3 protein-coding genes are annotated in these 15,375 nt (G+C 67.1%); all 3 read right to left on the bottom strand.

Annotated elements, in window-relative coordinates:
- Positions 1–13 precede the first annotated feature (13 nt).
- From PFZ56_RS20820 to PFZ56_RS20810, 3 genes are read right to left on the bottom strand one after another with little or no spacing between them, the layout of a single operon-like run.
- A complete protein-coding gene (locus PFZ56_RS20820; protein WP_394304434.1) occupies positions 14–10,438 on the bottom strand; it encodes a hypothetical protein in 10,425 nt (3,474 codons plus the stop codon).
- Positions 10,439–10,453: 15 nt separating this feature from the next.
- A complete protein-coding gene (locus tag PFZ56_RS20815) occupies positions 10,454–11,821 on the bottom strand; it encodes a hypothetical protein (RefSeq protein WP_110595705.1) in 1,368 nt (455 codons plus the stop codon).
- Positions 11,818–15,375 carry a hypothetical protein gene (locus PFZ56_RS20810; protein WP_170003452.1) on the bottom strand — a complete coding sequence of 1,186 codons (3,558 nt, stop codon included), beginning with the start codon at positions 15,373–15,375 and terminating at the stop codon, positions 11,818–11,820. The genes PFZ56_RS20815 and PFZ56_RS20810 overlap by 4 nt, the downstream gene beginning before the upstream one ends.

Raw genomic sequence — 15,375 nt, 5'->3', positions numbered from 1 at the left:
GGTAGTGGTGGCCTCATGCACCTCCTTGTTCCGGTGGAACCTTGCTTGCGGATACCCAGAGGGTTTCGATGCTCAGCAGCGGTGGCTGGTTGTCCGCGGCCACCGCGCCCCGCGCCAGTTGCGCCGGATCGTCGGCGCTGAAGGCCCGCAGGGTCAGGTCGACCCGGGCGTTGCCCTGGAGCGTGACCTGTTCGGCCAGCCGCCAGCGGTCGATGGCCTGGCTGAAGGCGCTGGTGAAGGCCGGCGGGCTGTTCAGCGAGGTCGCCACCGGCAACAGCAGCGCCGCCGGCAGCACGGTGCGCGCGACCACGCCCGGCGCTGCGACCTCGTAGCTGTAGCGGCCCTCCATGCCGACCTGCACCGTGGTGCCATTGCTGCCGGCGCCCAGGGCGGCGAAAAACACCTCCAGGTAGTCGTCCAGGCTGGCGTTCGGTACCTGCAGGTTGTCCAGGGAGAAGGTGCCTTGGCTGATGTGCGGGCTGATGCTTTCGACAAAGCGCACCACCGGCGTCGAGAAACGGAACAGCGCATTGGTCTGCAGGGTGCCGATATCCGCTGCGGGGAACAGGATGCGGTTGCGCTCCACCGACAGCGAGGCCCAGGCGTTCTGGTGGTCGAACAGGTTGAGGGCCGGCAGGCTGGTGCGGCGCTCGTCGATCAGCAGTGCGTCCGCGTAGTCGAGCCAGACGGCCGGCTGGCTGCCCTTGAGTTGATAGCGATAGGCGATCAGCCCCGGGTTGCTCGGATCGACCACGCTCACCGCGTCGTACTGTTGCGGCGCGATCTGCACCAGTGGCACCGGCAGGCTGACCTTGCCGAACTCTGGCAGGGTGGCGCTGATCTGCCCGCTGGCCGGATCGTAGCTGGCCGCCACCTGATTGATGCTGACATCCAGCAGCAGGGTTTCGGCCCGCTCCTGGCCATCCACCGTCACCGGTGCCAGGACCTGGCTGAAGCTGCAGGTCAGGGCCTGGGGCGCGACAAACGCCGCGGCGCTGCGCAACAGCGGCCGGGCCCAGGCGTCATAGGCCTCGGTGACCTGCTGGACGATGTAGACGAAGGCCTCCACCGCCTGTTGCGCCGCGGCAATCTGCACTGCGGTGGGCTCGCCGAAGTTGATCGCGCTGAGGTTGTCCTGCATGGCCACTTCAATGCTCGGGTACACGCTGACGAATTGCGCCAGGGCGGTGACCAGGCTCTTGTCGACACTGCGCAGCGCAGCATCGACGGTCGGCGTGTTGAGGGCGATGGCCACGTTCAGGCTGTCCTGGGCCGTGCCGCGCACCAGTGAGTCGAAGGCGTAGGTCCACTTGCTCAGGTCCGAGACTTGCTGCGGCACCGGGGCCCAGGCCGTCGCCGTCTGCCCCTGGATGGTCGGCGGCTCGGGCAGGGCCCGCAGCAGCACCGGCAGGTTCAGGGTCTGGCCGTCGGCCAGGGGCACCCGCAAAGGGCCGGAAATCAGCGAGATCCAGTTCGACTGGGTGTAGCCGCTGATGCCCGGCACGTTGCGCACGTCATGCTCCAGGTGGCTGATCTGCAGCTCCAGGTCCAGCGGCACGTAGCTTCTTGCCGCCTCGTTGCGCGAATTGAAGACAAACGCCAGGGCGCTTTCCCCAGGGGCGTCGGGCAGGCCGATACGACCGCTGCCAAAGGCATAGTTGTCGTTGCCGGCCTCCGGCGCTTCGCTGTTGCCCGCCACTTTGGCGGCGCTCGCCACCGTTGGCTGGCCGTACAACGATAGGGGCTCGCCGGTGGCGCTGCCTTGCACCGAGAAGCCGACGATGGCGGTGGTGCTGTAGGCCGAATACAACTGGTTGAGTAGGGTCTGGCGCAGCTTCTCGCCCGCCGCGGCCCGTGCCGGGCCATCCTGCGGGCCCGCCGAGAGCACCGGCTTGATGGTCGATGCAATAGCGTCGGCCAGGGTCTGCTTGGCGCTGAGGATTTTCCCCAGGTTGCCGTCCTTGAGCGGGTCCTTGCTGCCCAGCAGGGTGTCGAGCAGAAACACCGAGGGCGCGTAGGTCGGCGCGAGGAAGCCGTCGATGGCCTTGAGGGCGGTTTCGAACCACAGGTTCTGATCGACCCCGGTGAGGGTCAGGGTCACTGGATCGCCGCTCGGGAATGGCTGGTCCGGCTGGTAGTTGGGGTAGATCTGCACGCTGTCCGAGGTCAGGCTGCGGGCGATCGGCTGGGCGGCGAAGTAGCCCGGGGCCGGATCGATGCGGTAACGGATGCCGTCGTTGCCGTCGCCGAGGGCGAAGCGCGCGGCCCACAGGGTCTGGCTGCGGCCGTCCGGGGTGCTGCCCGGGTCCGCGGTGCCGCTGCCGACCCGGGTCATCCAGGCCCCGGCCCGCTGGAACAGCGCCTCGAAGGCCCGGGCGAACTGGCTGTAGCCGCTGGTGCTGGCGCTCAGCGCGTCGGGGACTGGCAGCAGGGTGCTGGTCACCGCCACGCCACCTTCCAGGCCGGCGACATCCGGCTCCACCAGCGCCGCCACCCGGCGCAGGCTGAGGGTCAGGCTCAGGGGCAGGATCGAGCCCGGAGCCAGGGCGTCGATGTCCACCGCCAGCTTCAGTTGCACCGTGGCCGGCGCGGCGGGGCGGGTGCCCTGGACCACTTGGGCGAGGTACAGGATCACCCCGTTGACGTAGTCCAGCAGCGGCTGCGCCTGGCTGTCGTCGAGCCGGCTCAGGGGCTGGGCGAACAGGCTGTTGACCAGCTCCACGCTGACTGCGCGGCCCTGGCACCAGGGCAACTGCAAATCCTTGTAGGACTGATTCAGCTGGTAGTAGATCAGGTTGAACATCCCCAGGTCCTTCTTGGCCTGCTCCTTGACGTTGTCACCGCCGGCCGGGTCATAGCTGGAAGTGTCGAGGCTCAGGCTGATCACCAGTTGCGCGCCACCGGCAACGGCTTCGTAGGTATAGAAGCTGCGGGTATTGGGCCAGGCCGACAGGGCGATCAGCCGGTCGCAGTAACGCAGCGGCAGCGGCGGGTGATTGAGGCTGCCGGGATAACCAGGCGTGGGGGCCTGGAAGGGGGTGACGGTGATGTTGCCGAAGATGTCCAGCCAGGTCAGGTTGACCTGGGCGAAGCTGCCCACGCCACGGTAGGGGTTGTCCGCGGCGCTCGGCAGCCCGGGCCGGGCTGGCACTGGCGCGGCATTGCTGGTGGCGCGCCGGGCCAGGCCAAGGGTCTGCTGGTAGCTGTACTGGCTGTCTTCGGCCAGGGCATCAAGGGCCCGGGCGCGGCTCTGCGGATCGCGCATGGCCTGGCGGTGGGCCTGGGCCTCGGGCGAGTCGACGCCACTGTCCGGCCGCTGCGGGCCGAAGGGCAGGGCCAGCTCGCTGGCGCTGAACCAGGGCGAACCGTCGAGCCCGGCGGACAGCACCGAGTACAGGTTGTACAGGTAGGCGCTGGCGTAGCCGTCCGGGTCCAGGCTTGGCGAATCCACCGGCGGCGGGTTGTTGCGCAGCACACTGAAGGCCGCGTTGCCCTGTTTGAACACCGCTTGCAGATCGAAGGTCTGGGTGTCGATGCTCAGGCTGCTGCCGACGCTGAACAGCCCGGTGACCTGCGCGGCGCTCACCGCCAGGGCGTCCAGGTCAAGGCCGTAGTAGGTAGCCAGAGACTGCAGGCTGTTGCCCGGCGCCAGGCTGGCGTCGACGACATAGGTCAGGGCCGGGATGAACAGCGCCACGCCGCCGGCGGCGCTGACCCCGGGGTTGAGGTTGGCGATCTGCGTGGCGCTGATCGGCTGCAGCGCGCCCACCGAGTAGTAGCGCGCCAGGTTGTCGAGAATGCTCGCGCTCTGGCCGTTGCCGGCGCTGGCCTCGGCCGGGGTCACCAGGTGAATGATGCCGTCCACCGGCACCTGCGCCGCCTTGCTCAGCGTTACGCCGGCATTGAGCTCGGCGATGCGTCCAGTGCCGATGCCGTAGAAGGCCGCGAGGCTGTCCAGGCTGTCGCCGGCGTTGGTCGGTTGGCTGCTGTCGGCGGTGGCGGCCGAACGCAGGGTCATGTGGCTGCCTTGCTGGATCACCGTGTCGGTGCTGACGAAGGCGTTGACGAAGTTGCACAGGCGGCCGTCGAGCGCGTCGCGGGGGTAGGTCACCACCAGGGTCAGGGTGGCCGTGCCGCTGTCGTCGAAGATGCTGTCGGGCAGGCCGGCGGCGGCGATCGCATCGTAGTAGCTCAGGTAGTAGCCGCCGGAGCGCACGGTGGACAGTTCCCAGAGCAGCTTGACCACTTCCTCGGGCGGATTGAGGATGCCCCGCGGCCCGGCTTCTTCGGCCAGGCGCGCGGCCATCAGGGCCGGCGGCGGGTTGGTTTCGGTGGACAGGTTGGTCTGGGTCAGGAAGGCCAGGAAGTCGCTGGCCGCCTGGCTCAGCAGGTTGCTGGCCTTGGCGTTGCCCTGGGGCATCAGCAGGAACTGGCCGCTGATGATCGCGCTGCCCAGCTCGCTGACCGCGATCAGCAGGCGTTCCAGCAATTGCGCGTCGGTGGCCGACGGGCCGAGCAGTTCATAGGTGTAGGACAGGTTGCTGCCGCTGCCGGCGATGGCCCCGGGTTCGGCCTGGGGCAGGCGCTTGATGGTGAAATCGATCCGGGTCGCGTAGCTGTAGGCCGGGATCTCGCGGCGGGTGGTTTCCAGGGTCGCCGGGTCGGTGGACACCTCGCACGGGGTGAACGCCGGCAGGTAGGGGATTTGCTGCGTCAGCTTCGGCAACTGCCGGGCGAGGTTGCCAACCCGCTGGTTGATCAGCTGGATCAGGCCGTCGGGCAGGGACCAGAGCATGGGCTGCACGCTGGCGCCGCCCTCGCTGCTGGCCCGCAGCCCCGGCTGACAGAGGTTGCGCAATTGCTGCAGGTCGGCGGTCGACCACAGGGACACGCTTTTCACTGCGTAGTCTTTCGGGCTGCGGGCCACGGTGGGCAGCAGCTCGATGCGTGGCGCCGGCTGGAACTTGCCTTGCCGGGCGTAGGCCAGTACCCCGCTGAGGTTGCTGTAGGCCTGATTCAGGTTCATCGAGCCGCTGCTGGCCCCGGCGATCTGCACGAACGACAGATCGACCCCGTGGCTGGTGGCGGCCCGGCTCAGGCTGATGGGCAAGTCACTGCCGGGCAAGAGGTCGGCCGGGGTCGGGAACTGCTGCCCTGTCAACTGGTACAGGCCATAGGCGTTCTGCTGGGCGGGGTAGAGAAACGCCGGGCTCAGGCTCAGGCCGCCCATGCCCGCCGGGTTCGCCGGCAGGCGCAGGCCGTAGGCCAGAAAGCGCGAGAGCATGCCCGCCAGTTGCGACAGCTGGTCGGTGGTCACCAGCAGATTCCACAGGTCCTCGGTGTACAGGCTGTTGAGTGAAGTCAGGGTGATCTGCGGCTTGTCGAACAGGGGCGCCACCCTGAAGTTGGCCGACGCCGGGTCGCTGAACAGGGCCATGGCACTGACGCCGAAGCGCGCGCCGGCGCTGTTGAGGCTGTCGCCGGCGGTGCGGTACGCCAGGTTCGGCAGCAGCAGCGGCTGGCCGGCCAGCAGCAGCCCGGGCATGGCGTAGAGCGCACTGTCCTGGGCCAGTTGCGCCAGCGTCACGCCCAGGGTCCGGGCCAGGCTGTTGAAGGTTTCCCCGGGGCCGGTGGTGCACTGGTGGATGTCGTTGCCCACCGGCAGGCTGATCACCTGATTGGCGGCGATCACCAACGAGTTGCCATTGGCCAGGATCAGCCCCGAGGCGCTGGTGCTCCAGCGCGCCGGCACGCTGCTGTCGGACCAGGCCGCGGCGACCTTGGCCAGGGTGTCGCCGCTCTGCAGGGTGTAGGCCGGCAGCGGGATATCCAGGCTCAGGCCGTCGCTCAGGGCGACTTCGGCGTTGGGCCGGACGATGTCGTCCAGGGTCAGGTTGTTGCCGCGCAGGTCGTTGGTCCAGCTCAGGATCGCGCTGACGGAGTTGCCGTTGGCCGTGGCATAGGCGTAGTCGTCGAAGGCGTTCAGCGCGACCTGCAACAGTTGCCGGCCGATGACCATGAAGGCATCGGTGAAGATCACCGCGGCCATGGATTCGCTGTCGTCCGCCGCGGCGCGCAGTGCCGGCGTCGGCGTTTCCTCACTGGTCACCAGCGCCGCCAGCTCCTTGAACATCTGCGCGACATTGCTGCGGTAGGTGCTGTTGGTGCCCACGTAGTGGGCGAAATCCACGGTCGCGCTGCCGGCATTGGCCAGGGGCACGCCCAGGGACAGACCGTCGAACACCGGAAACAGCACCGAGCCGGCTTGCAGTACCTGCTGGATCTGCGCCTGGTTGGTGGCGTCGGGCAGGGTGATGCTGACCTCGAAGGACGACAGGAAGGTCAGCAGCTCGCTGATGCCGAACGGCGGGTTGGCCAGGTCGGCCAGGCGTTTGATGTCCTCCACAAGCATGGCCTTGTCCACCAGGGTGCCGAGGATGTCGGCCAGGGTGTCCTGCTCGCTGCTGGCCGAGCCCAGGCTGCCCACCAGCCAGGGCAGGTAGTCGGCACACAGGCGTTCGAAGCTGCTGATGCCGGCGCTGTCGGCCGAGGCCCGGGTCGGCGAGGGCGCGTCCATGGTCAGCAGGAACACGAAGGCTCCTTGCTGGTCGGCGTAGTGGCTGGCGCCCTCGTTGCACAGCACGGTGAATTGCGGCGTGGCGTAGAGGTTCAGCAGCGGTTTGCCGGCGGCGCGCAGCAGCGTCATCGGTTGCGGCGTGGTGGCCCGCCGCGCACTGGCCAGCTGGTCATGGCGGGCCTGGCGCGCCAGCAGCAGGCCGGGTTCGGCCCAGGGCGCCGGGCCGCTCTCGATGGCGTTGATCTCGAAGCGCGCCGAGACGTCGGCATGGAAGGAAAAACTGATGCTGAAGCTGAACAGGCCGAGGTCGATCTTGACCTTGACACTGACCTCCACCGTGGCCCGGGCGGCAATTGGAATCGGCTTGTAGCTCTCGTAGGTCAGGGACAGCGACAGGGTGATGCGCACGTTGACCGCGGCCGAGATGATGGCGAAGTCGATGCTGCCGTAGAGCAGGCCGATGACCCCGACCGTGCCCTGGATCTTGAAGTAGTAGTCGTCCTGCACGCTCTTGCCGGCCGGCACCAGGGCGGTGGACGGACGATAGGCGTGGAAGGCGGCGATGGTGCCTTCCAGAATGCCGAACACGGTCAGGGCGAAACCGGCCTTGAGCGGCCCCTTGACGAAGTTGTAGCCCAGGCCCAGCTGCAGGCCGAGGCCGAAGACGATCACCGGGTCGAAGGTGCCCTGGGTGGTTTTCGGCACCTGGGTGGCGGTCACCGACGACAGCTTGCCCAGGTAGAAACCGCCGGCGCCGAGCACCGGCACGCCGTAGACGATCGCGGAAATCGAGAACGAGCGGGTGAAGTCCAGGTTGTAGGGAAAACCGATGTCGATGAAGAAGTCGCCGTTGGTGTAGATCTTCACCCCGATCTCCGGCAGCACGATGGACACCGCGCCGAAGTTGAGGTTGCGGATGCTGTCGGGGAAGGTCCATTCGATCTGGTACACGCCGACGTCGTCGGTGATCTTCTTGTACAGGATGTCCAGCACCAGGTTGCCCAGGGCCTTGGCTTTCTCCCCGGCCAGGGCCAGGCGCAGGCCATAGAGGTTGGGGTCGTTGAACACCAGCATCAGGTCGACGGTCCAGTCCTTGCCGGTCTTGAGCAGCAACAGTTGCCCGGCGATCAGCCAGTCGCTGTTGCGGTTGTAGTAGGGCACGCCCTTGCTGCCGCTGTCGCTGGGGTTCAGCGGGTTGGTGTAACCGGTGGTCGATGGCACGTCCTTCAGGGCGTCGATCACCGCCTTGGTGTTGGCAAAGCTGTCGTAGCCGCTGATGGCCACCCGCTGGCCGAGGACCAGCAGCGGCAGGCTGAAGTAGTCCGTGCCCTGGCCCGGCACCGTAGGCAGCTTGTCCACTGGCTGGCCTTTGCTCGGGTCCAGCAGGTTGCTCCAGTCCTGCTGCTCCTGGGGGTTGTTGCCCTTGAACACCGAAGAACCGTCGATGCCCAGGGTGATCTTGTCCACGCCATTGACCTTTTTGCGCTCGAACACCAGGCCGTCGATGCTCATGAACCCCAGGTCGATCTTGCTCGCCAGGGTGTACTTGGCGCTGATGCTCGGCACGCTACTGCCGCTGCTGTTTTCCAGGTTGATGATCAGCGACAGGCCGTCGAGGGAAATCTGGTTGAGCACGTCCCAGGGCGAGCTCAGGGTGAAATACGGGTCGCTCAGCGACTGCATGAGTTTCTGGATCAGCCGGCCCAGGCTCCAGTTTTTCAGGGTGAAGGTCAGGGCCTTTTTGTCGACCTGATAGACCGCCGTCAGGCCTTCCCAGGACAGGGTCAGCTGGGCGTTGCTGCCCTGGTTGTCGGGGGCGAAGCTGTAGCCCAGCAGCACGCTGTCGTTGAGAAAGCTGAAATCCCACAGGGTGGTGGCGCTGCCGCTGTACTGCTGGTTCGCCGGCTTGCTGGCGTCGTAGCTCAGGCTCAGGGTGGCCAGGGTGTCGACGCTGAAGGCCTGGCCCAGGTTGAAGGTCCAGCGCAGGCTGCCGGCCACCGTGTAGCTGTCGAGCGGGGTGTTGCCGGTGCTCAGGCTGGCGTCCACCTCCAAGGTGTTGACCAGCAGTTGGCCGGGCAGGAAATCCGGAAAGCTGAAGGTCCCGCCGAAGCTGAGGAACTGGCTGACCAGCTGTTGCACGTCCACCGGCTGCGCCAGCTGCGCGGCGACTTGCCAGGTGGCCGGGGTCTTGCTGCCGTCGTAGTCGAGGCTGGCATTGGCGAAATACGGACCGATGCCGACCAGGCCACCGATCCCCGCCTGGTAGGTGGTCACCGCCGGGGCATTGTTGCCGCTGGCGCTGGTGGGCGTGGTGGCCTTGATGTACAGCTGGCCGTCGGTGACCGAGAGAATCGGCTTGCCAGCGACGCTGAACAGGTTCAGGTCGAGCTCGAAACCGGCGTTGAAGGCGTAGCTCTTGGCACCCACATCCAGGCTCAGGCCGACGTCGGACAGCGAGGCGTCGACGAAACTCTTGGGGATGCGGATCAACTGAGCGGTCAGGGTGGCGATCAGGTCATTGAGGTTGGCCGTGCCGTCGAAGCGCGCCAGCAGTTGCAGGTCGGAATTGAACTGGACAAAGAACAGGCCGTTTTCGTCCGCGGTCTTGCCCTTGAACACCTCGGGCAACAACAGGAAGCGGGTCTGGAACAGAAAGCTCTGGGCGTTGCCCTCGGGCAGGAAGTTGATCCCCCACACCAGTTCGAAATCGGTGACGCCGAACACCAGCTGGTTGGTCGGGTCCTGCAGGGGCACCCAGGGATGCTCGAGATTGATCACCGTAGGGTCGGCGCCCAGGGTCACGCTGGCGGTGCTCAGGGCCAGTTTCGGCTGGGTGACGCCACTCAGGGCCAGGCTGCGCAGGCCGATTCCGGAGAGAAACTGTTGCAGCACCGGCGGCGTGCCGCTGAAGAAGCTGCCGTTGTTGTCCAGCAGGCCGATGATGGTCGCCGGGGTCAGCAGGGCGCTGCCGTCATCGCTGTGGCCGAGGTAGAAATTGAAGGCGCTGCCGTTGTTGATCTGGGCCAGGGCGCGCATCTGGTAGTCGACGGACTTGCCGTTCTGGTCGGTCAGGCTCAGGTTGAGGCCGAAATACAGGCTGACCTGCTGGTCGTAGAAGGCTTCGGCCGGGTCTTCGCCGTCCTGCAGTTCCGGCGGGCCGATGATCAGGCCGAACACCGGGGTATCGACGTTCAGGTACAGCAGCTTCAGGCCGCCGCTGACGTTGAGGAACGGCGCCTGCAAGGTGGTGGTGGGCATGAACACCTCGACCCCGTCGACCTTGGCGAAGTCCATGCTGCCGGTAAAGGGCAGGGCCAGGGTCGGGAATCCCAGGTTCTGCACCACCGCGACCGCGGTGCTGAGCTGGGTCGGCGGCGTCAGCTGGGCGGCGAAGCCCTGGCGCGGGCCCTGGCTGGCCTTGAAGGTGAAGACTGCGTTGCTGATTCCGGTCCACTTGAAGGGAATGCCGGTGGCGAAGCTCGACAGGTCGGCCCAGGTCCAGCTGGCCGGGGTGGTGACGATTTCCAGGCTCAGGCTCTGGGCCCCGACAGCGCCCGTGAGGCCGAAGGTCAGTACCAGCCCCTGCTGGATGTCCTGTTGCAGGAAGCGCGCGCTGACCCCGGTGACCTTGAAGCTCTGGGTGGCGGGGTTCAGCGGCTGCACGCTCTGCGCCGTGAGGTTGACCGTGAGCCCGGCGACCGGCGACTGGAAGGCCGCCTTGAGGTCGTTGTCCAGGGTCGCGGAGACGCTGACCGTGGCATCCGCCAGGCCGGCGATCAGGTAGTCGCGGGTGAGGACGAACGGCGCGCCGGCATCGCCGGTCAGGGCCGCGGCGAGGTTGCTCAGGGGGCTGTTGGCCATCTGTCTTCTCCTTGTTCAGACCGTCACAAACAGGGCCAGGTGATCGCTGGTGGAGCGGATGTGCCCCAGGTTGCGCCAGCCGCGGTAGCGTTGCCGATCGCCCGCGGCGAATGCCGGGGCGGGGGCGGGGGGCGCCGGGATCCAGGCGAGCGGCGGCGCCTGGAAATCGCTGGCCATGGCCACCAGGCCCATGGGCGCACCGCCGGGCGCGGGGTTGACCACGTTCAGCGGCACCCCGACCACGGTGTTGGCGATGGTGAAATTGCCCGCCGCGCCGCCGCGCACCAGGATGTTGTCGATGGAATACAGGCTGCTGCTGTTGGACGAACCGATGTAGCGGTAGCCCGGATAGGGCACGGCCCCGGCGTTGGTCGACCAGAAGATGCTCGCGTTGCGACTGCGCAGGTGGGTGGCGAAGTAGCCGGTGTAGGCCTCCAGCGCCGGCGGCGGGGCCAGGGCCGGAGGTTGCAGTTGCAGGCCGTAGCCCAGGGCGGTAAGGGCGCCATAGCGCCCCGGATCGTTGCCGTTCTGGCTCAACAGGTTGACGTTGAAGTCGCCGGTGATGATCCGGGTTTCCAGCGCGCCCAGGGCGGCGCTGATGTCGCGCACATTGGCCAGGGCGTTGAGGTAGGCATTGGCCGCGACATACTGCGGCGGCGAGTGGATGGCAAACAGCGTGAGGTTGCGCTGCACCACCACTGGCGGGCCGTCGACGGTTTCGCAGAAGGTCACCATGTAGGGTTCGCGCAAGCCGCCGTAGTTGATCGCGGCGCCGAAATTGTCGACGAACGCGACCCGCGCCGCGCAGCGGCTCTCGTTGAGGTTGCCCGGGTTCAGCGCCGTAGGCGGAATGGCCCGGTTGGGCACGCTGAAGCAGGTCTGGGTCTGCAACGCCGGGTAGTTGCCGGCGGCCGGCGGGGCCAGCACCTGGGGGTTGAAGCTGATGCCATTGCCCGCCGGCGACCAGGCGTTGGGGCCGGTGAACAGGCGCTTGCCCGCCGCCACGCCGCCGCCCGCCGGAATCACCGGCTTGTAGAACACCGCGACGCCCTCGGCGCGCCCGGCCTGGCCAACCACCAGGGGCGGCACCAGGTTCCAGGGCACGCCGGTCTGGTTGCGGATGCGCAGCAGCAGTTCGGCGCAGCCCTGCCAGCCGCCGGTGGGGGAAATCAGCGATCCGGGGCCATGGCTCGGACCGCTGGCCGTCTCCACCACGACGAAGATGTCCGGGTTGAACGCGGTGATATGGGCCAGGATCAGAGCCAGTCGGTCGGCGGCGTCAAGGTCGGGAATCAGGGCGCCGTTGCGATCGCGCTTGGTGCTCAGCGGGCGGATCTTGTTGTAGCCGAAGCTCTCGATGTTCCAGTACAGGACCCGAGTCATGGCGTCACCTCCGATGGTCCGGTCAATGCCGGTTGCGTGGACTGGCCCGACTCCACGGCGAGCAGGCTGGCGGTCTTGCTCTGCGGGTCTTTGACGTAGGCGGCGTACCAGCCCAGGCTGCCGGAGGATTGCGGGTCGCCGAACAGGAAGAACTGCAGGGTGGCGCCCGGCGGCAACTTGGCGATGCCGAGGATCTTGATGCCGATATCGGTCAGTTGCAGGTTGAAGAACCTGGCCTGGGTGTCGGTCTGACCGGGGATGGTCTGGTACAGCAGTTTGATCGGCCCGGTGGAGACCTTGATGATGCCCTGCAGGGAAAACACGCTGGCCGACGGCGCGGCGCCGGGCAGGCTGAGGCCGACAAAAAGCATTGGGCTGGCGTCGCTGCTCTTGCTGCCGGGCGACCAGGCGATCAGCAGGTCGGACTCGAAACCGGTGCCCGACACCAGGGACCCGGGGGAGCCCATGGTGACCTTGTAGACGATGCCCGACCAGGCGCCCGACAGCGCCTTGAGCGCCAGGTCCTGCGGCAGCACCGGGAGGAAGCCATAGTCCGCGGGCTTTTTCTGCGCCGGTGCCTGGATGAACTGCTTGAGCTGCAGGGTGAAGCCCTTGTACAGACTCTGTCCGCGCACCTGGCTGGTGGCCGGGTCGAACCCGAGGTTGTCGGGGTTGAAGGCAAAGCCCACGGCATTGGGCGTGGCGCTGGGAAAGGCCATGGCGATTTCCAGGTTGGTGTAGGCCAGGCCCTGGTTGCTCGGGCTGCCGTCGGCGCTGCCGAAGGACAGCAGGTCGAAGGGCCCGTCCGAAGTCTTGAGCAGGGTGAAATCCAGCTTGCCCCACAGCAGAAAGCGGCTGGCGGTAGTGACCCCGCCGTCCGGGCTGCCCAGGGTGTTGAACTGGATGCGGTTGACCGAGGCGGCCGGCAGCACGTTGCTGTCGAGGTTGAACAGGTAGCTCTGGCTCTGCTCGAACACGTAGGTGGTGGTGTCGTTCTGTTGCAGGGCGCTGCCGTCGAGCACCATGGCGTTCACCGCGCTGGGCTGGCCGGCGCGCAGGGTGGCGCGGATCGGCGAGCCGAACAGCAGGTCCAGGCTCAGCTGGATGCGACTGTTGAAGGTCACCAGCCGGGATTGGCGGAACAGCGCCTGCAGTTGCAGGACACTGAAGGCGTAACCGTTGCTGGTGCTCAGGGCCACCGGCATGTCCGGGGTCGCGCCGTTGGCCTGGGCCTGCTCATAGGCGGGGTTCTGGTAGTCGATCAGACCGAACAGGGTGGAGATGCCCTGGATATCCAGGGTGTCGCCCTGTTGGCTGATGCGGCTGACACTGGCGCCAAAATGGTGGGCCAGGAAGCGGCTGTAGTCGATGCCCGCGGCGATGCCCGCCAGTTGCTCGGGCAGGCTGTCCAGGGGCAGGTCGGCGTTGAGCACCATGAAGCCGTTCCAGGCCGGGTCGCTGACCTGGGCGACGAAGTCGGCGTAGAGGCTGTCGGGGCTGGCCGCGGCCTTGGCCTCGGCGACGGCGATGAAGTCCTGCAGCCACTGGGACAGGCCGGTGTAGGCCAGGGTTTCCAGGCCCGGCGCCAGGTCCGCGGTTTTCGAGAACGTCTCGGGCATGGTCCAGCGATTGGGGTTGTCGATGCGCTCCTTCAGGCTGCCGGCGCAGTACTTCATGATCAGCACATTGCGGTAGCTGGTGGTTTGCACGCCGACGCCGATGTTGGCGATAAAGCGCCAGTCGGCGATGTCCATGCGGTTGCTGAAGCTTGCGCCCTGGGTGAAGAACGGCAGCGGATTGACCCCCACCAGAAACAGCTGGTTGGTCTGCAAAGCCTCGTGCAGGGCCTCGCTGGGCTGCACGAAGGCAAAGTCCAGCGGCCCCTGGGTGGATGGCGAGCGGGCCAGCAGCACCTTGGCGTAGCCGATGCCGTCGGCGTCCAGGTCCACCAGCAGGCCTTGCGGGGTGGTCGCCCGATTGGGTTGTGCCGCGTCGGCGGTCAGCAGCCGTTGCAGGCGCCGGGCCCGCGCGGCTTGTTTGCCCGGCAGGGTCGCGGCGCTGATCAGGCTCTTGCGCGAGGCGGCGAGGATCTCGCTTTCGAACTGGGTCAGGTTGAGGCTGGCATTGCTGCTGGCCCCCGCGTAGGGCACCAGAGGGAAGGCAAACCCGGCGTCCTGGGGCAGGGGTGTGCTCGGCGCGGCCGGGGCCAGCAGCGGTGTGGCGCCGTTGCTGCGGCTCTGGCCATAGAGCGGGCTGCCGTCGGGCTGGGCGCTGTAGGCCGGGGTGGAGGCGCCGGCCACCAGGCTGCACCAGGAGGTCCGGTGCGCGTCGTTCAGCAGGGCGCTGACCGCGCCACTGGTGGGCGTGACCAGGCTGCTGGTCTGGAACGGAAACACCGGGGCATAGGCCGGTTGCGCCGCCAACAGGCGCAAGCGGTCGTTGTCTTGCGGGCTCAGGGAAGAGTTGTAGGCGGTAAAGCTCAGCCACTCGGTGCCGAAGATCCCGCACAGCAGGTTCTGCCCGGCACTGGCGGCCGGCAGGCTCAGGCCAAAGTCGCCGGCCAGGGTCAGGCTGTAGCTGCCGCCTTGGGCACAGAACACCAGGCTGGCGGCGTAGGGCCGGGGCCAACCGTTGGCGTCCAGGCCATTGAGCGGGATCAGGCTGATCGGGTTGCCGGCGGTGCTGCGCCACTGGCTGGGCAACGCGGTCGTGCCGGTGTTGGCGAAGCTCATGGCAGTACGGATCAGACCGGCGGCCAGTTGCGCCGCGGCGATGTTCTGATTGAGCGGGTCCAGCGGGTCGAGCACGCCGCCCATGGTCAGTTTGGCGGGCATGCCGTTGGGGTTGAACACCGGGTAATTGAGCACGCTCTGGCCGCCTGTGGTGTTGGCCACATAGGTAAAGCCGGTCGGGAAATACTTGAGGGCGGGCTGGCTGCTGTAAGTCAAGGCGTAGGTCAGGCTGCCGGCCTGATTGCCGTCCAGGGGCACGTAGGCCAGCGGCTGTTGCGGCGGTGTCAGCTGCAGGCCGCTGTCGGCCGCCAGCTTGTCGATCAAACCCATGGTGATGCCGGCATTGGATTTGAGGCGCAGGGCGTTGAAGTCCGGGTCGTATTTGACGTAGGTGCCGAAGTTGATGAAGAACGTCAGGCGATCGCCAAGCTGCAGGTTGAGGTTGTTTTGCACCTGGCTGGGGGCCGTCACGCTGATGCGCAGGCCGTAGCTGTTGAAGGCCTGAGGCGCCGGCAGGCTGGAGCCGGGCAGCCACAGCAGCGCGCGGCCGACGAAGTTGCGCTGGTCGACGGCGAATAGAAAGTCGTACAGGGCGTTGACGAATGCCGTGGGGTCGCTGCGCAGGGCGGCCGGTTCGCTGGGGGCGAACAGGTAATGGCCGGCATATTTGTCGAAGGCGTCAGCCGGACTCAGGCTAGCCGGCAGGCTCCCGGGCGCGGTGCCTTTGGGCATGACATAACCGCGCCAGCCATAGCCGCTGGCATCCGGCAGGGCGTAAGCGGCGCTGTGGGCGATCTGCTGGTAGTCGGACGTGCTGGTCAT

Source organism: Pseudomonas danubii, from assembly GCF_042980055.1.
GTDB lineage: Bacteria > Pseudomonadota > Gammaproteobacteria > Pseudomonadales > Pseudomonadaceae > Aquipseudomonas > Aquipseudomonas danubii.
This window is presented reverse-complemented; position numbering and strand designations above follow the sequence as displayed.

Excerpts from the sequence above, each read along its gene's own strand:
- PFZ56_RS20815 (WP_110595705.1), bottom strand. The coding sequence starts at position 11,821 with ATGACTCGGGTCCTGTACTGGAACATCGAGAGCTTCGGCTACAACAAG.
- PFZ56_RS20810 (WP_170003452.1), bottom strand. The coding sequence starts at position 15,375 with ATGACCAGCACGTCCGACTACCAGCAGATCGCCCACAGCGCCGCTTAC.
- PFZ56_RS20820 (WP_394304434.1), bottom strand. The coding sequence starts at position 10,438 with ATGGCCAACAGCCCCCTGAGCAACCTCGCCGCGGCCCTGACCGGCGAT.